The following is a 23,425-nucleotide window of genomic DNA, read 5'->3' as shown; positions in this document are numbered from 1 at the left end:
GAATTTCGAACCTGCAGGAAGCGCCGGGCTGACGTCGATGTCTTGCACGGACATGTTCCGTGATCGGTTTCCGCCTGAACCTAAGGCGATCTGGCGCGTTTGGGTGCAGAACACGATTTGTTTCTGAAAGGACTATCCATGAAAACGCTCCTGCTGGCCGCCAGTGCCGCCGCTCTCCTGACCCTCGGCGCCTGTTCCGACGACGAAGTCACCGAGACCGAAACTCCGGTCGTCACCGAGAGCGAGCCTGCAGTGGTGGCAGAGCCCGAGGTCGAGACGGTCGATCCTGTCGAAGAGACGGTTGATCCGGTCGAGACGACGCCGCCGGTTGACACGACGACGACGACCCCTCCGGTAGACACGACGACCACCCCTCCGGTTGATACCACGACCACGGACGAGCCGATGACGCCGCCCGTCAACGACGCCGACAATCTCGGCGCGACCGACGACGACGATGCGGTTACGACCGTCCCGCCGGCAAGCGTGCCTTCGGCCAACTAATCGGGATTTCGGTCGGGGACGCTAGGTTTCCGGCACGCCATTCCCAGCTTGACGGGGTCGCCAATCGGCGACCCCGTTTGCGTTGCAGCAGCGCTTCGCCGATAATTGCGTCCGTCAGAAGCGGTGACTCGTCCGGATGCAGATACTCTCCAGCCTCAGCGCCCTGTTGCAATCGGTCCCTGCCGGTGGCCGGGCAACGCTGGAGGCCATCCTCGAATCGATCCGCTCGCTGTTCGCGGGCGACAGGGAGACGCGACGCGGCGTCGCCTTCAGCGTCGCGGTGATTGCGCTGTCGGCAAAGATGGCCAAGGCCGACGGCGTCGTTTCGCAGCGCGAGATCGCCGCCTTCCAACAGATCCTCGAGATCCCGCCGGCGGAACTTCGCAACGTCTTCCGACTCTACGATATCGCCAAGGGCGACGTCGCGGGTTTCGAGTTCTACGCGGCGCGCCTGCAGGCACTCTGCCGGGAGGAGAACGGCGACTGCGAGATCCTGACGGACGTGCTCGACGGTCTGTTTCACATCGCCAAGGCCGATGGGCTGGTGCACGAGCACGAGCTCGCCTTCCTCGCCGAGGTGGCGAAGCATTTCGGCCTGACCGACCGGGAATTCGCTCGCTTGAGCAACCGGCACATCCTCGGCCCCGACAATCCTTACGCCGTGCTCGGGATCAGCCCCGATGCGCCGCGCGAGGAGGCGCGTGCCCGCTATCTGACGCTGGCGCGGGAAAACCACCCGGACCGGCTGTCGGCGCGCGGCGTGCCGGACGAGTTCATGTTCATCGCCAACGAGCGGATGAAGGCGATCAACGAAGCCTATCACGCGATCACCAGCCGGGACGCCGCTTGACCCCTGACTCCCCGCTCGTCGACGCCGTGCTTGCCTCGCCCAACCACAACGAACGCCGCGTCCCCGGCGGGCCGGACATGCTGATCATCCACTATACCGGCATGGGCACCGGCGACGATGCCGTGCGCTGGCTTTGCGATCCGGTGAGCGCGGTGTCGTGCCACTATCTCGTCCACGAGGATGGGCGAATCGTCCAGATGGTGCCGGAGGCGCGGCGGGCCTGGCATGCGGGCGCGGGTGACTGGCGAGGGCAGGCGGACATCAATTCGCGCTCGATCGGGATCGAGATCGTCAATCTCGGCCATGAGTACGGCTATCCGGATTTTTCGGACGTGCAGATTCGCGCGGTTGTCCAATTGTGCGCAGATTGTGCCACGCGCTGGGCGATCCCGCCCGAAAGATTGCTCGGACACTCGGATGTCGCGCCGGCCCGCAAGGCAGATCCCGGCGAAAAGTTCCCCTGGGATCAACTTTTTTCTGCCGGGCTGGGGCATCTCGTCGAGGCATCGCCGATCACCGGCGGGCGCTTCTTCGGGCTCGGCGACAAAGGCGAGCCGGTGGCCGCCTATCAGGGATTGCTGGCCGCCTACGGATATGGCGTGCCGATCGACGGGACATTCGGCGAGACAACGCGTCAGGCGACGATCGCCTTCCAGCGGCACTTCCGCCGGGAGCGTGTCGACGGGATCGCCGACGCCTCCACGGTCGAGACGCTCCACCGGCTTCTGATGCGCTTGCCGCGGTCGCCGTTTCGCCGCTCCGTCCCCACGGCTCAGGCGACAACTGATCCGTTGGATATTTCAGCCTGATACAGTCCGTGACGGCGCCGTCATAATGGCGGTTCTTTTGCCCCGCACATAGCGGTCCTCGCAGCCGCAGCATTTCTGCGGCGGGGGGATAGTGTCGCTCTTTCAAGGGGTTGGAGCGACAGGCAACATCTTGGGGTATCCATGAAAAGACTGACTGCCGCGGCTCTCGCCGCGACGATCGTACTCGGCCTGACGACCGCTTCCACGGCCGATTCTGTGAAGGGAAATGCCGAAGCGGACAACGTTCAGGTCGCCGCCGTCGAGCGCTTCGCCGACCGGCCGTATGCCACCATCATCGCAGCCCACGCGAAGGCCCACGGCGTGCCGGTGGCGCTCGCCCACGCGGTGGTGCAGATCGAAAGCAGCTACCGGTCGACGGTGACCGGCGCGGCCGGCGAAGTCGGCCTGATGCAGATCAAGCCCGCCACCGCCCGCGGCATGGGCTATCGCGGCTCGACCAAGGCGCTCTACGATCCGGCCACCAACATCAAATGGGGAATGCGCTATCTCGCCGGCGCCATGCAGCGCGGCGACGGCAGCACCTGCGGCACGATCCTCAAATACAATGCCGGCCATTACGCCAAGCGGATGAACCCGATCTCGAAGCGCTACTGCTCGAAGGTCCAGCGGGAAATGGCCCGCGCCTGAGCCGGGAGGCGGGCCACCGGGACGCGTTTGCCGCCCGGGGCCCGTCATGCGCTTTTCCATCGAACGGTTGACATTGCACGCCGCGGCGAACACCTAGGCGTCGCCAGTCGGCCGTGCGACCGCTCCCGCCATATGTCGAAAGACGGCGGGGGAGGAAAGTCCGGGCTCCACGGAGAAACGGTGCCGGATAACGTCCGGCGGGGGCGACCCCAGGGAAAGTGCCACAGAGAACAGACCGCCCCGCCTTCAGTGCGGCTTGCCGGCCTTCCAGCCGAGCGCGCCGCAGTGATGGCGGGGTAAGGGTGAAACGGCGGGGTAAGAGCCCACCGCGCTTCCGGCAACGGCGGCGGCACGGCAAACCCCACCGGGAGCAAGACCGAATAGGGACGACGCGGAGCCTGTCGCAAGACAGGCGCCAGCCCTTCTCCGGGCCGGTCGTCCGGGTGGGTTGCTCGAGGCGGCGCGCAAGCGCCGTCCCAGAGGAATGGTCGCACGGCGGCTTCATCGCCGCTCGACAGAACCCGGCTTACAGGCCGACTGGCACCACATCATCATCGAGAAGACGACCCTGGCCGGGCGCCGGGTCGCTGCCGCGCGACGACGTGGTCCGGTGATCCATGGGATGCCGCGCCACCGAATATAGCGCCGCTGTCATGAAGTCCCCTTTTTGTCTTCTTCTTCCGTCGCTTACGGCGATCCCGTGCGGCCGGATGAGCGCGTGTGCTGCCGTAGCGACGAAACCGGGATCGTTTACGAAACATCAACGTTAATAAGGCATTAACACTGGCGTTCTAAGACTTTCCGGGAGAGCGGAGCAAGCAACGCGACCGCGTTTCCCATTGACGCCCATGGATGCCCATGCTATCCCAATTCTCACCAAACGAGGGGCGCGGCAGCCCCGTTTTCAGACATTCAGTTCCGCTCATCGGGCTTCTCGAGGCGGGGGAAATTCATGGTGGGCGCCGTCCGCCAGGGCACCTTCGTGCCTGCGGGTCGGCGGCAAGGCGGGGGCTTTGATGGAATGCGAACTGGTCGCTCCAGGACAGTCGGCGGCTGATGGATCGGTTCCTTTCCAACTTCGTGCACAATATCGACGCCAAGGGCCGGGTGTCGGTGCCGGCCGCCTTCCGGCAGGTGATCGCAGCCCGCGGCATCCACGACCTCTTCGCCATGCGTTCGCTGACCCATCCGGTGATGGACGTGGGCGGGCCGGAGCTGATGGAGCGGTTCGAGCGCCGGATGGATGCGCAGGATCCGTTCAGCGAGACCTTCCAGGACCTGTCGATCTTCGCCTTCGGCGACGGCACCTATCTGAAGTTCGATTCCGAGGGGCGGATCATGATGACGGACTTCATCCGCTCCCATACCGGCATCAGGGATCGCGTCGCCTTCGTCGGCGCGCGGGACTATTTCCAGCTCTGGGAGCCGGACCATTTCGAGGCCTACCGGAACGAGGCGCGCGAACGTCTTCTTGCCTCGCGCTCCGGTGGTGCCGCGTCGGCGAGAGCGCCGGAATGACGACGGGCGGCGGCGGGGTTGAGGAACCCACCGCTGGCGGACCAGCCCGTCATCTTCCGGTGCTTCTCGCCGAGGTTCTTGCCGCCCTGCAACCGGCGGACGGCGACATCGTCGTCGACGGCACGTTCGGCAATGGCGGCTACACGCGCGCCATCCTGGACGCCGGGGCATCGGTCATCGCCATCGATCGCGACCCGTCGGCCGTCGCCACGGCGAGGGAGCTGGCGTCCGGCTATGACGGCCGGCTGATCCCGGTCGAGGGACGGTTCGGCGATCTCGGCGCCATCGTCGCGGCGCATGGCGGCAGGGTCGACGGCATCGTTCTCGACATCGGCGTCTCGTCGATGCAGATCGATACGGCGGAGCGGGGCTTTTCCTTCCAGAAGGACGGGCCGCTCGACATGCGCATGGGCTCCTCCGGGCCGACCGCGGCCGACGTCGTCAACCGGCTGAAGATCGGCGATCTCGCCCGGATCTTCGGCTTCTACGGCGAGGAGAAGCAGGCCGGGCGCATCGCCCGGGCGATCGTGGCGCGGCGCGACGAGCGGCCGTTTACGCGCACGCTCGATCTCGCCGGCGTCGTCGGCAAGGTCGTGGGCCGCTCGCCCAAGGACAAGATCGACCCGGCGACGCGGAGCTTCCAGGCGCTGCGCATCTACGTCAACGACGAGCTCGGCGAGCTTGCCCGGGCGCTGGTGGCGGCCGAGCAGGTGCTGAAGCCCGGTGGCCGGCTGGTCGTCGTCAGCTTCCATTCGCTGGAAGACCGCATCGTCAAGCGCTTCCTGCGCGACCGCTCGTCGCCGCCGTCGGGCTCGCGGCATCTGCCGAACCTTGCGCCGGTGTCGCAGACCTTCGTGGCGCGCAACAAGGCCGTCGCCGCGAGCGAGGAGGAGGCGCGGCAAAATCCGCGCGCCCGCTCCGCCAAGCTGCGCAGCGGTATCCGCACCGACGAACCCGCCCGAACCGGCAGCGACGCGCTGGAATTCGCCGCGCTGCCCTCCCTTGCCGATCTACCCGAGAGCGGAGACTGATCCGATGCTGAAGACGATCGATGTCGTGCTGATCGCGGTGATGATTTCCGCCGCCGCCTGGACCTACCAGATCAAGCACCAGGCCGAGACCACCGAGAGCGAGCTTGCCAAGGTGGAGCGTCGGATCGCGCTCGAACGCGAGACGATCCAGCTGCTCGAGGCCGACTGGAGCCTGCTCGACCAGCCGCCGCGCCTGCAGCGCCTCGTCCATGCTTTCGAGGCCGAACTGCAGCTGAAGCCGATGCGGCCGGACCAGGTCGTCGAGCCCGACGAATTGCCGGCCCGCCCGGTCAACCTCGTTCCCGATCAGAACAACACGCTCGGCGGCTATGCCGACAACGGCGAAACGGTGGTGCGGTGATGGACGTCAAAAAGCTCCTCCGCCGCAAGCCGGCCGCCGAACCCACGCTGCCGGACTTCGACCCGTTCGGCCGCCGGCGCCGCCTCGGCCCGCCGAAGAACCGCGGCCGCATCACCATCGCCATCGGGCTGTTCGTGGCGATCTACGGCGTCATCGGCGGCCGGCTGGTGATGTGGGGCGTCGAGCCCGTCAACGTCGCATCGGCCTACGGCGCGCGCGACCAGATCATGGCCGCCCGGCCGGACCTCATCGACCGCAACGGCGAAGTGCTGGCGACCGACATCCGTACCGCCTCGCTGTTCGCCGAGCCGCGGCGGATCATCGATCCGGACGAGGCGAGCGAACTGCTGCTCAGCGTGCTGCCGGATCTCGACCCGAAATGGCTCTACCGCCGGCTGGCCAGCAAGGCCGGCTTCGCCTGGCTGCGGCGCGAGCTGACGCCGGGCCAGCAGCAGGCAATCCTCGATCTCGGCATTCCCGGGATCGGCTTCCGCACCGAGAAGCGGCGCTTCTATCCCGGCGGCAGCACCGCGGGCTTCGTGACCGGCCATGTCAATGTCGACAACCAGGGCACGGCGGGCATGGAGAAATACATCGACGACCAGGGCTATCGCGCCCTGCAGAATGCCGGCCTGGCCGTCGGCACGGAGCTCGAGCCGGTCAAGCTGTCGATCGATCTGCGCGTCCAGCACATCCTGCGCGACGAGCTTGCCGCGGCGATGACCCGCTACAAGGCGATCGCCGTCGGCGGCGTCGTGCTCGACGTGAACACCGGCGAGGTCGTCGCGATGACCTCGCTGCCGGACTACGACCCCAACGATTCCAAGCAGGCCCTGGACAAGGACCGGATGAACCGGATGTCCGCCGGCCTCTACGAGATGGGCTCGACCTTCAAGACCTTCACCACCGCCATGGCGCTCGACTCCGGCAAGGTGAAGATCACCGACTCCTTCGACGCGACGCGGCCAATCCGGATCGGCGGCTTCACCATCTCCGACTTTCACGGCAAGAAGCGCGTGCTGTCGGTTCCGGAAGTGTTCATCTACTCGTCGAACATCGGCACCGCCAAGGAAGCCGAAGCGGTCGGCATCGAGGGGCACCAGGAATTCCTCACCCGGATGGGCCTCCTGTCGCGGATGCAGACCGAGTTGCCGGAGGTGGCGACGCCGACGCAGCCCAAGGTCTGGAAGCAGATCAACTCGGTGACGATTTCCTTCGGCCACGGCGTCTCGACGACGCCCCTGCAGACGGCCGTCGCGGCGGCGACGCTGATGAACGGCGGCAAGCACGTCCCGCCGACCTTCCTGCCGCGCACGAGAGCCGAGGCCGAGGCGCTGGCGACGCAGGTCGTCGACCCGAAGACCAGCGAGCAGATGCGCTATCTCTTCCGTCTCAACGTCGCCGACCAGCGCGGCTCCGGCAAGAGTGCCGAGGTCAACGGCTACATGGTCGGTGGGAAGACCGGCACGGCGAACAAGGTGGTGAACGGGCGCTACTCCGACACGGCGAAGTTCAACGCCTTCCTGGCAGCATTCCCGATGAACGATCCGCGCTACATCGTGCTGGTGGTGATCGACGAGCCGAAGCGCGAAGAGGGCAAGCCCTACGCGACGGCCGGCTGGAACGCGGCCCCGACGGTCGGCGCGGTCATCCGGCGCTCGGCGACGCTGCTCGGCGTGCGGCCCGACTTCGGCGACGAGGCCAAGTCGCTGCTCGTCTCGTATTAATACCACAGCCGGAACGAACTGTTCCGGCAGGTGGAAAGCGATCTTCACCGAGCGACCGCTTGGCGATAGAAGACCGAACAGCCGGCCAAGGTGAGGCCGGCTTTTCGGTACAGAGCGGAACATGGTTAATGAAGCTTTCCCAACTCGCAGAGGGCCTTGCGGCGAAATGGACGGGGAACGACCCCGAGATCGCCGGACTCTCGAGCGATTCGCGGGAAATCCGGCCTGAGTTCCTGTTTGCCGCGATCGCCGGCTCCAAGGCCGATGGCGCCCGCTTCGTCGCCGACGCCGAAGGCCGCGGCGCTGCTGCGATCCTCGCCGGCTCCGATGCGGCGATCGAGACGTCGCTACCGCTCGTGCGCGCCGAGGACCCACGCCGCGCCATCGCGCTGATGGCGGCGCGCTTCCATGGCGCGCAGCCGGCACATGTCGTCGCCGTCACCGGCACCGCCGGCAAGACCTCCGTCGCCACCTTCGTCCGACAGATCTGGGCAGGTGCCGGATTGTCCGCCGCCTCGATCGGCACGACCGGCATTGTATCGCCCGGCCGCGACGAATACGGCTCGCTGACAACGCCGGACCCGATCGCGCTGGCGAAGCTGATGGCCGAGCTGGCGGGCGAGGGCGTGACGCACGCCGCGATGGAAGCCTCGAGCCACGGCCTTGACCAGAGCCGGCTCGACGGCGTGCGGCTGGAAGCGGCCGGCTTTACCAATCTCGGCCACGACCACATGGATTATCATCCGGACATCGAGGACTATTTCGCCGCCAAGATGCGGCTGTTCACCGCGCTGCTGCCGAGGGGCGCGCCAGCCGTGGTCTTCGCCGACGACCGCTGGTCGGGCCGGGTGGTCGAGGTGGCGACCGGCGCGGGCGCGCGGGTGATGACCGTCGGGCGCGGCGGGAATTTCCTGGCGCTGAAGCGGCTGGAGCACGAGCGCCATCGCCAGATCGGCGAGATCGAGGCGGAGGGCCGCATCCATCGCATCGTCCTGCCGCTGGCCGGCGAATTCCAGATGTCCAACGCGCTGGTCGCGGCCGGCCTTGCCATCGCCACCGGCGTGCCGGCGAGCGACGCGCTGGCGGCGCTGGAGACGCTGAAGGGCGCATCCGGCCGGCTCGACCTCGCCGGCACCACTCCCACCGGGGCGCCGGTCTTCGTCGACTATGCGCACAAGCCGGAGGCGCTGGAGAACGTCCTGGCCGCGGTGCGCCCGTTCACCACCGGCCGGGTGGTGGCGGTGATCGGCTGCGGCGGCGACCGCGACAAGATCAAGCGGCCGATGATGGGCGAGATCGCCGCACGGCTCGCCGACATCGTCATCGTCACCGACGACAATCCGCGCTCGGAGGATCCCGCGACGATCCGCGCCGAGATCATGGCGGCATCGCCCGGGGCCACCGAGATCGGCGATCGCCGCGAAGCGATCTTCGAGGCTGTGCGCTCGGCGCAGGCCGGCGACACGGTGGTGATCGCCGGCAAGGGCCACGAGGTCGGCCAGACGGCGGGCGGCGTGACCCAGCATTTCAGCGACCATGAAGAAGTCCGCGCGGCGATCTCGGAGGCCGGCCGATGAGCACGCCACTCTGGGACATGCCCGCGTTGATCGCGGCGATGGATGCGCGGCCGGTCGGCGACCTGCCGCAATCGATCACCGGCATCTCGATCGACACCCGTACGCTGGAGCCGGGCGAGGCGTTCTTCGCCATCAAGGGCGAGCAGTTCGACGGCCACAATTTCCTGATGGCGGCGACCAAGGCCGGCGCGGCGCTGCATGTCGTCTCGGAGCAGAAGCTGCCGGCTCTCGGCAGCGTCCTTGCGCCGCTGCTGGTCGTCGACGACGTGCTGAAAGCGCTGACGCGGCTTGCGGAAGCCGCCCGCGCCCGCTCGCAGGCGACGATCATCGCGGTCACCGGCAGCGTCGGCAAGACCACTACCAAGGAGGCGCTGCGGCACGGGCTGTCGGCCTGCGGCAGCGTCCACGCCAGCGCCGCCTCGTTCAATAACCACTGGGGCGTGCCGCTGAGCCTGGCGCGCCTACCGGCGGACGCGCGCTTCGCGGTGTTCGAGATCGGCATGAACCATCCCGGCGAGATCCGCCCGCTGGTGAAGCTGGTGCGCCCGGACCTGGCGATCGTCACGCTGATCGCGCCGGCCCATCTCGGCCATTTCCGCGATCTCGACGAGATCGCCGACGCGAAGGCGGAGATTTTCGAGGGGCTGGTCGAGGGCGGCACCGCGATCCTCAACGGCGACGATGCGCAATGCGGCCGGCTGGCGACGATGGCGCGGGCCGCGGGGGTGAGCCGGATCGCGACCTTCGGCGAGGCGGCCGGGACCGATTTTCGCCTGACAGGCTTCGCGCCATCGCCGGAGGGCGCCACGGTGACGGCGACGATCGCCGGCGAGGAGGTGCGGGTCGAGCTTGCGCCGAGCGGCCGGCACATGGCGCAGAACGTGCTCGCCGTGCTCGGCGCGGCGAAGCTCGCGGGCGCGGACGTCCAGGCCGTCGCGTCGGCGCTCGGCAGCTGGCGCGCCGTCAAGGGACGCGGCGCCCGCCACCGCCTGCCACTGAAGGAAGGTGGAACCATCACGCTCATCGATGACAGCTACAACGCCAACCCGGCCTCGATGCGCGCCGCGCTCGACGTCCTGAAGACCGAGACGCCGGGCGAGGGCGGACGGCGGATCGCCGTCATCGGCGACATGCTGGAACTCGGCACGCACGCCGCCTCGCTCCACGCCGATCTCGCCGGCGCCATCGAGGCGGCCGGGGTGGACCGTGTGTACATGGCCGGCGACGAGATGAAGGCGCTCGACGACGTCCTGGAGAACCGCGTGCCGCGCGAGTGGCATGACGATGTCGACGAGCTGCTGGCGAGCCTCCTCGGCGCATCGCGCGCCGGCGACGTCATCATGGTCAAGGCCTCGAAGAGCATCGGCTTCGGGCCGCTGGTGGAGCGGATCATCGCCCATCACGCCCCCGCCGGCGATGCGGCGTCGCCATCCTCGCCGACAACGTCCGGAGCCGACGCATGATCGCCTATCTCGGACAGTTCGGGGCGGAATTCCCGATCTTCAACGTCTTCCGCTACATCACCTTCCGCACCGGCGCGGCGATGATCACCGGCTTCATCGTGGTCTTCCTGTTCGGCCCGGCGATCATCGCCAATCTGCGCATCCGCCAGGGCAAGGGCCAGCCGATCCGCGCCGACGGGCCGCAGACGCATTTCAAGAAGGCCGGCACGCCGACCATGGGCGGGCTGATGATCATCAGCGGCTTCCTGGTGGCGACGCTGTTGTGGTCGGACCTGTCGAACCTCTATGTCTGGACGGTGCTGATGGTCACCGTCGGCTTCGGCGCCATCGGCTTCTACGACGACTATCTCAAGGTCACCAAGCAGAGCCACAAGGGCTTTTCCGGCAAGTCGCGCCTGGCGCTGGAGTTCCTGATTGCCGGCACCGCGGCGACGATGATCGTCTATGCCGGCACCGGCAGCTTCGCGTCCTCGCTGGCGTTTCCGTTCGTCAAGGCGGTGCTGCTCGACCTTGGCTGGTTCTACGTCGTGTTCGGGGCCTTCGTGATGGTCGGCGCCGGCAACGCGGTGAACCTCACCGACGGGCTCGACGGGCTGGCCATCGTGCCGATCATGATCGCCGCCGCGGCCTTCGGCCTGATCGCCTATGTCGCCGGCAACGTGAACTTCTCCACCTACCTGCAGATCCACTACGTCGCCGGCACCGGCGAGCTCGCCCCGCTCTGCGGGGCGGTGATCGGCGCCGGGCTCGGCTTCCTGTGGTTCAACGCGCCGCCGGCGGCGATCTTCATGGGCGATACCGGCTCCCTTGCCATGGGCGGCATGGTCGGCACGATCGCGGTGGCCACCAAGCACGAGCTGGTGCTGGCGATCATCGGTGGCCTGTTCGTGATCGAAGCGCTATCGGTGATCATCCAGGTCGGCTGGTTCAAGCTGACGGGCAGGCGGGTCTTCCTGATGGCGCCGATCCACCACCATTTCGAGAAGCTCGGCTGGACCGAGAGCCAGGTCGTCGTGCGCTTCTGGATCATCGCCTTCATGCTGGCCTTCGTCGGCCTCTCCACCCTCAAGCTGCGGTAGGGCGATGATCGCGGCCCAAAGCTTTGCCGGCAAATCAATCGCGCTGTTCGGCCTCGGCGGTTCGGGCCGCGCGACCGCCCTGTCGCTGGTCGAGGGCGGCGCCAAGCTGACGGCATTCGACGACAATCCGGACGGCGTCGCGGCGGCGGCGGCGGCCGGCATTCCCACCGGCGACCTGCACAGCGCCGACTGGTCGGGTTTCGCCGCGCTGGTGCTGGCGCCGGGCGTACCGCTCACCCACCCGCGGCCGCACTGGACGGTGGAACTGGCGCACGCGGCGGGCGTGCCGGTCATCGGCGACATCGAGCTGTTCAGCCGCGAGCGCCGCGTCCGGGCCCCCGAGGCGCCGCTGATCGCCATCACCGGCACCAACGGCAAGTCGACCACGACGGCGCTGATCGCGCACTGCCTGCGCTCCGCTGGTCGCGATACGCAGATGGGCGGCAATATCGGCGTCGCGGTGATGACGCTGGAGCCGCCGGCGCCGGCGCGCCACTACGTACTCGAATGCTCCTCCTACCAGATCGATCTCGCACCGACGCTGGCGCCTTCGGTCGGCATCCTGCTCAACCTGACGCCCGATCACCTCGACCGGCATGGCACGATGGGCCAGTACGCGGCGATCAAGGCGCGGCTGGTGGCCGGGGCCGACACAGCGGTGGTCGGCATCGACGACGCGCATTGCCGCCGCATCGCGGACGAGCTGGACAGCGAGGGCCGCGCCGTCATCCGCATCTCGCAGGCGAACGATGCGCGGGCCGCGGTCGGCTTCGACGGCACGGCGCTGCTGCGCCGCATGCCCGGCCTGCCGGAGGTGTCCTTCACGCTCGCCGGGATCGGCTCGCTGCGCGGACGCCACAACGCCCAGAACGCCGCGGCCGCCGTGGCGGCGCTCAGCCTCGCCGGCCTGTCGCCGGACGAGATCGAGGCGGGCCTGCAGAGCTTTCCGGGGCTGGCGCACCGGATGGAGACGGTCGGCCGGCAGGGCGCGGTGCTGTTCGTCAACGATTCCAAGGCGACCAACGCCGATGCCGCGGCGACGGCGCTGGCCAGTTTCCCGCGCATCCACTGGATCGCCGGAGGACTCGCCAAGGAGGGCGGGATCGCGCCGCTGGCGCCGTTCTTCCCGAAGATCGTCAAGGCCTACCTGATCGGCGAAGCGGCGCCCGCCTTCGCGGCGACGCTTGGTAAACGAATTCCTTACGAAATCTCCGATACGCTCGACGTTGCCGTGCGGCATGCCGCTGCGGACGCTGCCGCGGGCGGCGGCGAGGAGGTCGTCCTCCTGTCGCCGGCCTGCGCGAGTTTCGACCAGTTCCGCAATTTCGAGGTGCGGGGCGACGCCTTCCGGGAAGCGGTCGGTCGTCTGCCCGGCATAGAGATGGTCCAGAGGGGATGAGCATGACGAGCCGGACCAAGCGCAGCCTGGTCAGCGACTGGTGGTGGGGCGTCGATCGCTGGTTCCTCGCCGCCTTCCTGACGCTCCTGGTCGGCGGGCTGGTGCTCTCTTTCGCGGCCAGTCCGCCGGTCGCCGAGCGGATCGGCCTCGAACCCTTCCACTTCGTCAAGCGCCACGCGGTGTTCCTGCTGCCGTCGCTGGCGGTGATGTTCGCCTGCTCGCTGCTGTCGCCGCGTGGCGTCCGGCGGACGGCGCTGCTGGTGCTGGGGGCGTCGCTGTTCTTCATGGTGCTGGCGCTGTTCTTCGGCACCGAGATCAAGGGCGCCCGCCGGTGGATCGAGCTCGGCCCGCTGAACCTCCAGCCGTCGGAATTCATGAAGCCCGCCTTCGTGGTGATCTGCGCCTGGCTGTTCGCCGAGAAGGAGCGCCGGCCGGACATTCCGGGCAACCTCTTCGCGATGATCCTGCTGCTGGTCGCCGTGGCGCTGCTCGTCGCCCAGCCCGATCTCGGACAGACGATCCTCGTCGCCGCCGCCTGGGGCGGGCTGTTCTTCATGGCCGGCATGTCGTGGCTCTGGATCGCGCTGCTCGGCGGCGTCGCTCTCGGCGGTTCGGCGCTGGCCTATTTCGCCTTCCCGCACGTCGCCAGCCGCATCGACCGCTTCCTGACCGGCGAAGGCGACACGTTCCAGACCGACACGGCGCGCGAAGCGATCATGCGCGGCGGCTGGCTGGGGCAGGGACCCGGCGAAGGCACGGTCAAGCGCATGCTGCCGGACAGCCACACCGACTTCGCCTTCGCCGTCATCGCCGAGGAGTTCGGCATCATCACCTGCATGGCGCTGGCGGCGATCTTCGCCTTCATCGTGGTCCGCGGGCTTTCGGTGGCAGGCCAGCAGCGCGACGTCTTCAACCGGCTGGCGATCTCCGGCCTGGTCCTGCTGTTCGGCCTGCAGTCGATCATCAACATGGCGGTGAACCTGCAGCTGATGCCGGCCAAGGGCATGACGCTGCCGTTCATCTCCTATGGCGGCTCGTCGATGCTGGCCATCGCCATGTCGGCCGGGTTCATCCTGGCGCTGACGCGGCGCCGGCCGGAAAACCGCTCGCACACGGACCGGCTGGTCCAGCGGACCTATCAGCTGCACGGCGCTTGACCATCGAGCCGGGGCGGGGAGCAATGTCTCCGCTCCGATGGCGGCCGGGCCTTGGCAAGGGCGCAAGCGGGCCATAGGTCGAGGCGACATTCCTTTCCGCGCCGGCCGCAAGGCCGGCCAAACGTCCGGTGCGCATGACGACCATCCTTCTTTCCGCCGGCGGGACCGGCGGCCATCTCTTCCCGGCCGAGGCGCTGGCGCACGAACTTGTCGCCCGTGGCCACGACGTGCAACTCGTCACCGACGACCGGGCCGGGCGCTTCGCCGACCGGTTTCCGGTCGAGACGGTGCATCGGGTGCGCTCGGCGACCTTCGCCTCGAAGAACCCGATCAAGGTGCTGTCGACGCTCTGGACGCTGTGGCGCGGCTTTCGCGAGGCCGGCGCGCTGGTCCGACGCATCCGTCCGGCGGTGGTCGTCGGCTTCGGCGGCTACCCGACCGTGCCGCCGCTGATGGCCGCGACCCGTTCGGGCCGGCCGACGCTGATCCACGAGCAGAACGCGGTGATGGGCCGGGCCAACAAGTTCCTCGCACCGCGCGTCGACCGCATCGCCGTCGGGATCCCGCAGGACAGGCTCGATCCGGCCTATGCCGGCAAGGTGACGGTCACCGGCAATCCGGTGCGCCCGGCGGTGATCGCGGCGGCCGGAACGCCCTACCGGGCCGCCGGGCCAGACGAGCCGTTCAAGCTGGTGGTGTTCGGCGGCAGCCAGGGCGCGCAGTTCTTCTCCGAGGCGATCCCGGCGGCCATCGAGCTGCTGCCCGAGGCGCTGCGGCGCCGGCTGGTAATCACCCAGCAGGCGCGGGCGGACGACGAGGCCGCGGTGTGGCGCTTCTACGAGGAGCGCGGCATCCCCGCCGAGGTGGCGCCGTTCTTCACCGACATGGCCGAGCGCATCGGCGGGGCGCATCTGGTGATCAGCCGGTCCGGTGCCTCGACGGTCTCGGAGATCGCGGTAATTGGCCGGCCATCGATTCTGGTGCCGTATCCTTACGCGCTCGATCACGACCAGGCGGCCAACGCGGCACGGCTGGAATCCGAAGGCGGCGCCATCGTGGTGCGCCAGGCGGAGCTGACGCCGGCGCGTCTCGCCGAGCTGGTGGTGGGGATCGCCGAGGACCCGGCGCGGGCGACGGCGATGGCGGCGGCGGCCCGCGCCACCGGCATTCCGGATGCCGCGCGGTTGCTCGCCGACCTGGTTGAGTCTATGCCGCGCTCTGACGAAGGGCGCTGAACGGCAGCTTCCTGCCAGAGCAGTCGAGGGGGATGCGCATGAAGATGCCGCCGAATATCGGGCCGGTCCATTTCATCGGAATCGGTGGCATCGGGATGAGCGGCATCGCCGAGGTGCTCGTCGATCTCGGCTACACCGTGCAGGGCTCCGACCAGTCCGAGAACGCCAATGTCCAGCGCCTGCGCGAGATGGGCGTGACGGTGCATATCGGGCATGCGGCGGAGAATCTCGGCAAGGCGGAGGTCATCGTCGTCTCGACGGCGATCAAGCGCGCCAACCCCGAGCTGGCGGCGGCGCGCGAGCGGCTCCTGCCGATCGTCCGGCGTGCCGAGATGCTGGCCGAGCTGATGCGCTTCCGCTCGGCGATCGCCATCGGCGGCACGCACGGCAAGACCACCACGACGTCGATGGTCGCGACGCTGCTCGACGCCGGCGGGCTCGACCCGACGGTGGTCAATGGCGGCATCATCAACGCCTACGGCACTAATGCGCGGATGGGCGCCGGCGACTGGATGGTGGTGGAGGCCGATGAATCCGACGGCACCTTCCTGAAGCTGCCGGCCGATATCGCCGTCGTCACCAATATCGACCCCGAACACCTCGACCATTACGGCACGTTCGACAAGGTTCGCGACGCGTTCCGTGCCTTCGTCGAGAACGTGCCGTTCTACGGCTTCGCGGTGATGTGCCTCGACCATCCCGAGGTGCAGACGCTGGTCGGCGAGATCGAGGACCGCCGCGTCATCACCTATGGCGAGAATCTGCAGGCGGACGTCCGCTTCGAGAATGTCCGCTACGAGGCGGGTAACTCGCTGTTCGACGTGACGATCCGCGATCGCATCACCGGCGAGACGCATGTCATCGACCAGCTCAAGCTGCCGATGCCGGGCCGCCACAACGTCTCCAACGCCACCGCGGCGATCGCGGTCGCTCACTGGCTGAAGATCCCGGCGGATTCGATCCGCACCGGCCTGGCGGCCTTCGGCGGCGTCAAGCGGCGCTTCACCCTGACCGGGACGGTCGGCGACGTGATGATCTACGACGACTATGGCCACCACCCGGTGGAGATTCGCGCCGTGCTGGCGGCCGCGCGCTCGTCTACGAAGGGGCGGGTCGTCGCCGTCGTGCAGCCGCACCGCTACACGCGGCTGCAGTCGCTGTTCGCCGATTTCGCCGCCTGCTTCAACGACGCCGACACCGTGGTGATCGCCCCGGTCTATGCCGCCGGCGAGGAGCCGATCGAGTTCGTCACCTCCGAGATGCTGGTCGAGCGGCTGAAGCTCGGCGGCCATCGCGACGCGCGGCTGATCGACGGGCCGGAGGAGCTGGCGCCGCTGATCCACCGGCTGGCCCAGCCGGGCGACATGGTGATCTGCCTCGGTGCCGGCTCGATCACCCAGTGGGCCTACGCGCTTCCGCGCGAACTCGAGGCACTGGCCGCGGCCGATGCCTGAGATCGACGGCGCCAGGCTGCTCGCCCGCCTCGGCGATGGGCTGAAGGATGTGCGCGGGCGGCTGACGCCCGATGCCGGCATGGACAAGATCACCTGGTTCCGCACCGGCGGCCCGGCGGAACTCCTGTTCCAGCCGGCCGACGAGGCGGATCTCTCGGCCTTTCTCGCGGCGCTGCCCGAGGACGTTCCGGTGATGGTGGTCGGCATCGGCTCCAACCTCCTGGTGCGCGACGGCGGCATTCCGGGCGTGGTGATCCGCCTTTCGGCGAAAGGTTTCGGCCAGGTGGAGCGGTCCGGCGAAACGACGATCACCGCGGGCGCTGCCGCACCCGACAAGCGGGTCGCGGCGGTGGCGCTGGAGGCGGGGCTCGGCGGCTTTCATTTCTATCACGGTATTCCCGGCGCGATCGGCGGGGCGCTGCGGATGAATGCCGGCGCCAACGGTGTGGAGACGCGGGAACGGGTCTGCGAGGTGCGCGCCGTCGACCGGCGCGGCGACGTGCATGTCCTTAGCAACGACGAAATGGGCTATTCCTATCGCCACTCCGCGGCACCCGGCGACCTGATCTTCACCAGCGCGGTGTTCGAGGGCTTCGCGGCCGAGCCGGAGACCATCCGCGCGCAGATGGATGAGGTCCAGCACCATCGCGAGACGGTCCAGCCGATCCGCGAGAAGACCGGCGGCTCGACCTTCAAGAACCCGCCGGGCACCTCCGCCTGGAAGGAAGTCGACCGCGCCGGCGGCCGCGGCCTGACGGTCGGCGGGGCGCAGATGTCCGAGATGCACTGCAACTTCATGATCAACACCGGCACGGCGACCGGCCATGACCTGGAGCTGCTCGGCGAGACCGTGCGGGCGCGCGTGCTGGAAACGTCGGGCATCAGGCTCGAGTGGGAGATCAAGCGGCTGGGCCGGTTCGCCGAGGGGCAGGGCATCGAGCCGTTTCTCGGACGCGGCTGAGGCGGGCGGATGATGCGGCGACGTAAAGTCTGATTCACATCAGGCGGCTGGGTGAATTTCCTCATCGTTAACTATAAGCAGAAGTTCACTGTCGACTTCGACAAGGCCGGCCGGAGCGAGTGCTGGAAGGCTCCGCCGCACAGGTGTGGCTAGGCACCCTCTCCCCCCTTGAGGGGGAGAAAGCGATTTCATCGGCTTAGTGCCGAAGGCGCTAAACGATAGAAATCGCAAGAGAGGGGTACTTGGCTTCCGCGCGCCTCACCGCCCGCCGGCAACGTCCCCACCCCTCTCTTGCCTTTTCTGCGACTTGGGTCCTCGGCAAGCCTCGGCCCAAGATCGCGAAAAGGCTTTCTCTCCCTCAAGGGGAGAGAGGGCGCCTCACCTCGGACGCAACGCCCGCCCGCTCGCAACGCCCTCCCGCCCCTCTCTTGCCGCCACGTTTCCGCCTATCTTCCGACAGCATTACGATTTTCTTGCTTTCGCCCCAATCGGTTAACTCCTGCTTAACCATCGGACTGCGATGAATGGCTTGAAGCCTTCGTGCAGTTTGGAAACGGGCGTCCATGGCCAAGAATGTCGCGGTATTGATGGGTGGATTTTCGTCGGAGCGGCCGGTGAGCCTGCGCTCCGGTGCTGCCTGCGCCGCTGCGCTGGAAACCGCCGGCTACAACGTCACGACGGTCGATGTCGGCCGCGACGTCGCGACGGTGCTGTCGGAACTGCGTCCGGACGTCGCGTTCAACGCGCTGCACGGCCCGTATGGCGAAGACGGCACCATCCAGGGCATCCTGGAATATCTGCAGATCCCCTACACCCATTCGGGCGTGCTGGCCTCGGCGCTGGCGATGAACAAGCAGATCGCCAAGACCATCGCGTCGGCCGCCGGCATTCCCGTCGCCGAGGCGAAGGTGATGCACCGCCACGAGGCGGCCAAGGCGCACGTCCTGTCGCCGCCTTACGTCGTCAAGCCGGTGGCGGAAGGATCGAGCTTCGGCGTGCTGATCGTCCGCGAGGACCAGGAACATCCGCCGCAGCAGCTCTACGGCGCCGACTGGCCCTATGGCGACATCGTCATGGTGGAGCGCTTCGTGCACGGCCGGGAATTCACCTGCGCGGTGATGGGCGACGTCGCGCTGGAGGTCTGCGAGATCATCCCGGAAGGCCACACCTTCTACGATTACGATTCCAAATATGTCGCGGGTGGCTCGCGCCACGTCGTGCCGGCGGAAATTCCCGCGGCGGTGACGCGGCGGATCCAGGAATGGTCGCTGACCGCGCACCGGGGCATCGGATGCCGCGGCGTCTCGCGCTCCGACTTTCGTTATGACGACCGGTTCGGCGAGGGCGGCGAGGTCATCTGGCTGGAGATCAACACGCAGCCCGGCATGACCGAGGTTTCGCTGGTGCCGGATATCGCTGCCGCCTCCGGCCACAGCTTTCCGGAACTGCTGACCTGGATGGTGGAGGACGCGTCATGCGGGCGATGAGCGACGACTACCGGCCGCTTCGGGCGCCGGGCCGGCTGACCCTCCATGTGGTGCGTTTCGCCCGCCGGGCCTCGAGCAGCGCCGCGGCGCTGGCGCATGCGCCGCTGCCCCGCTTCGGCATGATGGCGGCGCTCGTCATCGGCTCCAGCGTCGTCTACGGCATCTCGACCGGCGGCCACACCGTCACCGTCATCGACGCCTTCGCGCAGCCGCTCGGCTTCTCGATCAACCGGATCGACGTCGAGGGCAACGACGAGACCTCCGAGATCGACGCCCTGCAGGCGCTCTGGATGACCGGCTCGCAGAGCCTGTTCTCGCTGGACCCGTCGGCGGCGCGGGAGACGCTCGAGGCGATGCCCTGGGTCGACCGCGCCTCGGTGGCGAAGGTCTTTCCGGACCATGTCCGGATCACGCTCTCCGAGCACCGGCCTTATGCGGTCTGGCAGCGCGGCACGGAATTCCTCGTCGTCAACCGCGAGGGCAAGGAAATCGTGCCTTACGCGCCGGGGCGCTATGCGGCCCTGCCGATCGTCGTCGGCACCGGCGCCGCCGGTTCCGCCGCTGCGCTGATCGACGAGATGGAAGTGTTACCCGAGCTTCGCGCAAGGGTCAGGGCGTACATTCGGGTTGGTGACCGCCGGTGGGACCTGCGGCTCGAGAATGGCGTGACCATACGGTTGCCGGAAAATGGGGCGGTTGAGGCCCTGGCGGAGGTAGCACGGATGGATCGGGAGCACGGATTGCTATCACGCGACATCGAGGCCGTGGACGTGCGGCTGGCCGACCGGATGGTGGTCAAGCTGACGTCGGAAGCGCTGGTGCGCCGCAACGCCGCGCTCGAAGAGCGCGAGAAGATCATCAAGCGTAGCCGGAAGGACAACCCGGTATGAGTTTGTTTTCACGAGGCCGGGGCGACCTGCCGCGCATCAGCGCGCTGCCCAAGCGCCGTTCACGGGTGATTTCCGTGCTCGACGTCGGCTCGGAGAAGGTCACCTGCCTGATCGCCCGGCTGCGGCCGCGGCTGCCGAGCGAGATGCTGCCCGGCCGCACCCACGCCATCGAAGTGGTCGGCGTCGGGCACCAGCGTTCGCACGGAATCAAGTCGGGCGTGGTCGTCGATCTCGACGCCGCCGAGCAGGCGATCCGCCATTGCGTCGAAGCCGCGGAGCGGATGGCCGGCCTGACCATCGAATCCCTCATCGTCTCGGTCACCGCCGGGCGGCTGAAGAGCCTCCGCGGCCATGCCGAGATCGACACCGACGGCGAGATCACCCGCCTCGACATCGCCAAGGTGCTGGGCGAGGCTGCCCGGGTGACGCTCGACGACAACCGCGTGGCGCTGCATTCGGTTGGCTGCGACTATTCGATCGACGGGGAGGGCGGCGTCGAGCAGGTCCTCGGCATGAGCGGTTCGCGGCTCGGCGCGTCGATGCACATCCTGGCCGCCGAAGAGACGCCGCTGCGCAATCTCGAGGCGGTGATCAACCGGGCGCATCTGATGGTCGAGGCGTTCGTCGCCACGCCCTATGCGAGTGCGCTGTCGACGCTGGTCGAGGACGAGGCGGCCATGGGGTCGGCCTGCATCGACATGGGCGGCGGCGCGACCACTATCGCGATCTTCCAGAACGGCCGGTTCGTCTACGCCGACCAGGTCGCCATGGGCGGCCACCACATCACCATGGATCTCGCTCGCGGCCTGTCGATCCGGCCGGCCGACGCCGAGCGCCTGAAGGTCATGCACGGCTGCACGCTGAACGAGCTGATGGAGGACGGCGAGACCGTCCAGGTCGCGCCGCTCGGCGAGGACGGCAACGAGGCGCCGATCACCGTCGCCCGGTCGCTGGTCGCCAAGATCATCCTGCCGCGCGTCGAGGAGACGCTGGAGCTGGTCCGCGACCGGCTGGCGGCCTCGGGGCTCGGCCATGTCATCGGCAAGCGCGTCGTCCTGACCGGCGGCGCCAGCCAGCTGGCTGGCCTTGGCGAGACGGCGCGCTCGATCCTGCAGCGCAATGTCCGGCTGGGACGCCCGGTGGGTGTCTCCGGGCTCAACCCGTCCCACAAGGGACCGGCCTTCGCGACCGCGGTGGGCCTCCTGATCTACCCGCAGGTGGCCCATCGCGAATACGTGGCGGAAACGTCGATCGGCGCTTTCGCGGTCGACGAGAACACCAGGACGGGACGGATCGGCTCCTGGCTCCGTCGGAGCCTCTGACGAATCCCCGCGGCGCAAGCCGCCGGGTTGCCAAAAGAAAACGGTGCGCCGTGCGCCGGCAAGCATGGATCTAGGGATCGGCCGCGCGGCGAGACGGCCCGAACAGTGGAACGAGGAACGAACGATGAGCATCACCCTCAACAAGCCGGACATCACCGAGCTGAAGCCCCGCATCACCGTCTTCGGCGTTGGCGGCGGCGGCTGTAATGCCGTCAACAACATGATCAATGCCGGCCTCGAAGGGGTCGAGTTCGTGATCGCCAACACCGACGCGCAGGCCCTGCGTTCGTCGCGGGCCGAGCGCATCATCCAGATGGGCGTCGCCGTCACCGAGGGTCTCGGCGCCGGCTCGCAGCCGGAAGTCGGCCGCGCGGCCGCCGAGGAGTCGATCGACGAGATCTGCGATCACCTGCTCGGCTCGCACATGTGCTTCGTTACCGCCGGCATGGGCGGCGGCACCGGCACCGGCGCTGCACCGGTCGTGGCGCGGGCCGCCCGCGAGAAGGGCATCCTCACCGTCGGCGTCGTCACCAAGCCGTTCCACTTCGAGGGCCAGCGCCGGCTGCGGATCGCCGACCAGGGCATCGAGGAACTGCAGAAGAACGTCGACACGCTGATCGTCATCCCGAACCAGAACCTGTTCCGGATCGCCAACGACAAGACGACCTTTGCCGATGCCTTCGGCATGGCCGACCAGGTGCTCTACTCGGGCGTTGCCTGCATCACCGACCTGATGGTCAAGGAAGGCCTGATCAACCTCGACTTCGCCGACGTCCGTTCGGTGATGCGCGAGATGGGCAAGGCGATGATGGGCACCGGCGAAGCTTCGGGCGAGGGCCGTGCGATGGCCGCCGCCGAGGCCGCCATCGCCAACCCGCTGCTCGACGAGACCTCGATGAAGGGCGCCAAGGGCCTGCTCATCTCGATCACCGGCGGCCGTGACCTGACGCTGTTCGAAGTCGACGAGGCGGCCACCCGCATCCGCGAGGAAGTCGACCAGGACGCCAACATCATCCTCGGCGCCACCTTCGACGAGAACCTCGAAGGCGTCATCCGCGTCTCGGTCGTCGCCACCGGCATAGACAAGGCCGATGGCTACGTCGCCGCCGAGCGGCCGATGATCGCCCAGACCCAGGCCGTCGCGGCGCCCGCTGCCGCCCAGCCGCGCGCCGTGCCGGTGGCCCAGCCGGTCACACAGCGTCCGGCCGAGGCCCATGCGGCCCCGAGCTTCGCCGCGGTCGAGGAGGATTTCTCGGCGGACGAGATCGAGGACGATTTCACCGCCGCCCTCGAGGCCGAGATCGCCCAGGTCAGCCCGGCGACGGCCGGCGAGCGCCACGCCGTGCAGTCGCCGCGCATGCCGCGGGTCGAGGACTTCCCGCCGACGGTCCGCGCCGAGATGGAAAGCCGCGCGGCGTCCGTCGACGGTCACGAGGATCGCGGGCCGATGGGTCTCCTGCGCCGGCTGACCACGGGCCTGTCGCGCCACCAGGACGAGGAGGGCGCCGCCGAGACGCGCCGGCCTGCCGCCGAGCAGCCGCGGCGTGCCCCGGCCGAGCCGAGCCCCTATGCGCCGCGCCGCGTCGCAGCGGAATCAGCGGCTCGTCCGGTCGCCGCGCAGCGGCCCCAGAGCGACGACGATCAGCTTGAAATCCCGGCCTTCCTGCGCCGCCAGGCCAACTGATCCACGCACGTTGCAAGATTGACACAAGGCCCGCCGGGAAACCGGCGGGCCTTTTCACGTCTAACTTGTTGAAAATGCCGCCTTTTGCGATGCGTTAACCAGGCTTCTGGTAACAACGGGTAAGAAAGCGTGATTTGGTCGCCGACGGGGCTCGTTCTAGGACTTTCTGTGCGTTCAACGGGTTTGTGTCGTGTCGGTCGTCGGGGGGCGATCCGCAGGTAACGACAGCCAGCCGGAATGCCGAGGGGACGCCAGCCACACGATGGAAG

20 protein-coding genes, 1 other RNA gene and 1 pseudogene are annotated in these 23,425 nt (G+C 68.1%); all 22 read left to right on the top strand.

Annotated elements, in window-relative coordinates:
- The first annotated feature begins 138 nt into the window (after positions 1-138).
- Positions 139-504 carry a hypothetical protein gene (locus GTW51_RS02495; RefSeq protein ID WP_163041841.1) on the top strand — a complete coding sequence of 122 codons (366 nt, stop codon included), beginning with the start codon at positions 139-141 and terminating at the stop codon, positions 502-504.
- Between the two features lie 163 nt (positions 505-667).
- Positions 668-790: pseudogene (locus GTW51_RS24605) on the top strand (molecular chaperone DjiA); the annotation flags it as partial.
- Complete coding sequence (locus GTW51_RS02490) at positions 785-1,354, top strand: TerB family tellurite resistance protein (protein ID WP_425483224.1); 570 nt, start codon at positions 785-787, stop codon at positions 1,352-1,354. The pseudogene GTW51_RS24605 and the gene GTW51_RS02490, both read left to right, overlap by 6 nt.
- Before the next feature lie 77 nt (positions 1,355-1,431).
- On the top strand, positions 1,432-2,163 hold the full coding sequence (locus tag GTW51_RS02485) for an N-acetylmuramoyl-L-alanine amidase (RefSeq protein WP_163042277.1): 732 nt from the start codon (positions 1,432-1,434) through the stop codon (positions 2,161-2,163).
- A gap of 141 nt (positions 2,164-2,304) precedes the next feature.
- Complete coding sequence (locus GTW51_RS02480) at positions 2,305-2,811, top strand: lytic transglycosylase domain-containing protein (protein WP_163042276.1); 507 nt, start codon at positions 2,305-2,307, stop codon at positions 2,809-2,811.
- A gap of 103 nt (positions 2,812-2,914) precedes the next feature.
- An RNA gene (gene rnpB / locus GTW51_RS02475) (RNase P RNA component class A) lies at positions 2,915-3,356 on the top strand.
- A 511-nt stretch (positions 3,357-3,867) separates the two neighbouring features.
- Positions 3,868-4,329, top strand: a complete 462-nt coding sequence (mraZ, locus tag GTW51_RS02470; protein ID WP_163042275.1) for a division/cell wall cluster transcriptional repressor MraZ — start codon at positions 3,868-3,870, stop codon at positions 4,327-4,329.
- Positions 4,326-5,360, top strand: coding sequence for a 16S rRNA (cytosine(1402)-N(4))-methyltransferase RsmH (gene rsmH, locus GTW51_RS02465; RefSeq protein WP_163042274.1), 1,035 nt, complete (start codon positions 4,326-4,328; stop codon positions 5,358-5,360). The genes mraZ and rsmH overlap by 4 nt, the downstream gene beginning before the upstream one ends.
- Before the next feature lie 4 nt (positions 5,361-5,364).
- Positions 5,365-5,721 (top strand): cell division protein FtsL, encoded by a 357-nt coding sequence (gene ftsL / locus GTW51_RS02460; RefSeq protein WP_163042273.1) that lies wholly within the window; start codon positions 5,365-5,367, stop codon positions 5,719-5,721.
- Positions 5,721-7,448 (top strand): peptidoglycan D,D-transpeptidase FtsI family protein, encoded by a 1,728-nt coding sequence (locus GTW51_RS02455; RefSeq protein WP_163042272.1) that lies wholly within the window; start codon positions 5,721-5,723, stop codon positions 7,446-7,448. Before ftsL ends, GTW51_RS02455 begins: the two co-directional genes overlap by 1 nt.
- 128 nt (positions 7,449-7,576) lie before the next feature.
- The gene (locus tag GTW51_RS02450) at positions 7,577-9,025 is read left to right on the top strand and encodes a UDP-N-acetylmuramoyl-L-alanyl-D-glutamate--2,6-diaminopimelate ligase (RefSeq protein WP_163042271.1); all 1,449 of its coding nucleotides are present in this window, start codon (positions 7,577-7,579) and stop codon (positions 9,023-9,025) included.
- A complete protein-coding gene (locus tag GTW51_RS02445) occupies positions 9,022-10,488 on the top strand; it encodes a UDP-N-acetylmuramoylalanyl-D-glutamyl-2,6-diaminopimelate--D-alanyl-D-alanine ligase (protein ID WP_163042270.1) in 1,467 nt (488 codons plus the stop codon). The genes GTW51_RS02450 and GTW51_RS02445 overlap by 4 nt, the downstream gene beginning before the upstream one ends.
- Complete coding sequence (gene mraY, locus GTW51_RS02440; protein ID WP_163042269.1) at positions 10,485-11,567, top strand: phospho-N-acetylmuramoyl-pentapeptide-transferase; 1,083 nt, start codon at positions 10,485-10,487, stop codon at positions 11,565-11,567. Before GTW51_RS02445 ends, mraY begins: the two co-directional genes overlap by 4 nt.
- A 4-nt stretch (positions 11,568-11,571) precedes the next feature.
- A complete protein-coding gene (murD, locus tag GTW51_RS02435; protein ID WP_163042268.1) occupies positions 11,572-12,966 on the top strand; it encodes a UDP-N-acetylmuramoyl-L-alanine--D-glutamate ligase in 1,395 nt (464 codons plus the stop codon).
- 2 nt (positions 12,967-12,968) lie between these two features.
- Complete coding sequence (gene ftsW / locus GTW51_RS02430; protein WP_163042267.1) at positions 12,969-14,123, top strand: putative lipid II flippase FtsW; 1,155 nt, start codon at positions 12,969-12,971, stop codon at positions 14,121-14,123.
- A gap of 128 nt (positions 14,124-14,251) precedes the next feature.
- Positions 14,252-15,358: an undecaprenyldiphospho-muramoylpentapeptide beta-N-acetylglucosaminyltransferase gene (murG, locus tag GTW51_RS02425; protein ID WP_425483219.1), complete on the top strand. Its 1,107-nt coding sequence runs from the start codon at positions 14,252-14,254 to the stop codon at positions 15,356-15,358.
- A 38-nt stretch (positions 15,359-15,396) separates the two neighbouring features.
- Complete coding sequence (gene murC, locus GTW51_RS02420; protein WP_163042265.1) at positions 15,397-16,812, top strand: UDP-N-acetylmuramate--L-alanine ligase; 1,416 nt, start codon at positions 15,397-15,399, stop codon at positions 16,810-16,812.
- Positions 16,805-17,773, top strand: coding sequence for a UDP-N-acetylmuramate dehydrogenase (gene murB / locus GTW51_RS02415; RefSeq protein ID WP_163042264.1), 969 nt, complete (start codon positions 16,805-16,807; stop codon positions 17,771-17,773). Before murC ends, murB begins: the two co-directional genes overlap by 8 nt.
- A gap of 563 nt (positions 17,774-18,336) precedes the next feature.
- Positions 18,337-19,260, top strand: coding sequence for a D-alanine--D-alanine ligase (locus GTW51_RS02410; RefSeq protein WP_163042263.1), 924 nt, complete (start codon positions 18,337-18,339; stop codon positions 19,258-19,260).
- On the top strand, positions 19,248-20,150 hold the full coding sequence (locus GTW51_RS02405; protein ID WP_246232504.1) for a cell division protein FtsQ/DivIB: 903 nt from the start codon (positions 19,248-19,250) through the stop codon (positions 20,148-20,150). The genes GTW51_RS02410 and GTW51_RS02405 overlap by 13 nt, the downstream gene beginning before the upstream one ends.
- Positions 20,147-21,472 (top strand): cell division protein FtsA, encoded by a 1,326-nt coding sequence (ftsA, locus tag GTW51_RS02400; protein WP_163042262.1) that lies wholly within the window; start codon positions 20,147-20,149, stop codon positions 21,470-21,472. Before GTW51_RS02405 ends, ftsA begins: the two co-directional genes overlap by 4 nt.
- A 124-nt stretch (positions 21,473-21,596) precedes the next feature.
- The gene (gene ftsZ / locus GTW51_RS02395; protein WP_163042261.1) at positions 21,597-23,156 is read left to right on the top strand and encodes a cell division protein FtsZ; all 1,560 of its coding nucleotides are present in this window, start codon (positions 21,597-21,599) and stop codon (positions 23,154-23,156) included.
- The last annotated feature ends 269 nt before the right edge of the window (positions 23,157-23,425 follow it).

The sequence above is a fragment of the Aurantimonas aggregata genome, assembly GCF_010500835.1.
GTDB lineage: Bacteria > Pseudomonadota > Alphaproteobacteria > Rhizobiales > Rhizobiaceae > Aurantimonas > Aurantimonas aggregata.
The sequence above is the reverse complement of the archived record's forward strand: the minus strand, read 5'-3'. Positions and strand labels throughout refer to the sequence as shown.

Excerpts from the sequence above, each read along its gene's own strand:
- GTW51_RS02495 (WP_163041841.1), top strand. The coding sequence starts at position 139 with ATGAAAACGCTCCTGCTGGCCGCCAGTGCCGCCGCTCTCCTGACCCTC.
- GTW51_RS02485 (WP_163042277.1), top strand. The coding sequence starts at position 1,432 with ATGCTGATCATCCACTATACCGGCATGGGCACCGGCGACGATGCCGTG.
- GTW51_RS02480 (WP_163042276.1), top strand. The coding sequence starts at position 2,305 with ATGAAAAGACTGACTGCCGCGGCTCTCGCCGCGACGATCGTACTCGGC.
- mraZ (WP_163042275.1), top strand. The coding sequence starts at position 3,868 with ATGGATCGGTTCCTTTCCAACTTCGTGCACAATATCGACGCCAAGGGC.
- rsmH (WP_163042274.1), top strand. The coding sequence starts at position 4,326 with ATGACGACGGGCGGCGGCGGGGTTGAGGAACCCACCGCTGGCGGACCA.
- ftsL (WP_163042273.1), top strand. The coding sequence starts at position 5,365 with ATGCTGAAGACGATCGATGTCGTGCTGATCGCGGTGATGATTTCCGCC.
- GTW51_RS02455 (WP_163042272.1), top strand. The coding sequence starts at position 5,721 with ATGGACGTCAAAAAGCTCCTCCGCCGCAAGCCGGCCGCCGAACCCACG.
- GTW51_RS02450 (WP_163042271.1), top strand. The coding sequence starts at position 7,577 with ATGAAGCTTTCCCAACTCGCAGAGGGCCTTGCGGCGAAATGGACGGGG.
- GTW51_RS02445 (WP_163042270.1), top strand. The coding sequence starts at position 9,022 with ATGAGCACGCCACTCTGGGACATGCCCGCGTTGATCGCGGCGATGGAT.
- mraY (WP_163042269.1), top strand. The coding sequence starts at position 10,485 with ATGATCGCCTATCTCGGACAGTTCGGGGCGGAATTCCCGATCTTCAAC.
- murD (WP_163042268.1), top strand. The coding sequence starts at position 11,572 with ATGATCGCGGCCCAAAGCTTTGCCGGCAAATCAATCGCGCTGTTCGGC.
- ftsW (WP_163042267.1), top strand. The coding sequence starts at position 12,969 with ATGACGAGCCGGACCAAGCGCAGCCTGGTCAGCGACTGGTGGTGGGGC.
- murC (WP_163042265.1), top strand. The coding sequence starts at position 15,397 with ATGAAGATGCCGCCGAATATCGGGCCGGTCCATTTCATCGGAATCGGT.
- murB (WP_163042264.1), top strand. The coding sequence starts at position 16,805 with ATGCCTGAGATCGACGGCGCCAGGCTGCTCGCCCGCCTCGGCGATGGG.
- GTW51_RS02410 (WP_163042263.1), top strand. The coding sequence starts at position 18,337 with ATGGCCAAGAATGTCGCGGTATTGATGGGTGGATTTTCGTCGGAGCGG.
- GTW51_RS02405 (WP_246232504.1), top strand. The coding sequence starts at position 19,248 with ATGCGGGCGATGAGCGACGACTACCGGCCGCTTCGGGCGCCGGGCCGG.
- ftsA (WP_163042262.1), top strand. The coding sequence starts at position 20,147 with ATGAGTTTGTTTTCACGAGGCCGGGGCGACCTGCCGCGCATCAGCGCG.
- ftsZ (WP_163042261.1), top strand. The coding sequence starts at position 21,597 with ATGAGCATCACCCTCAACAAGCCGGACATCACCGAGCTGAAGCCCCGC.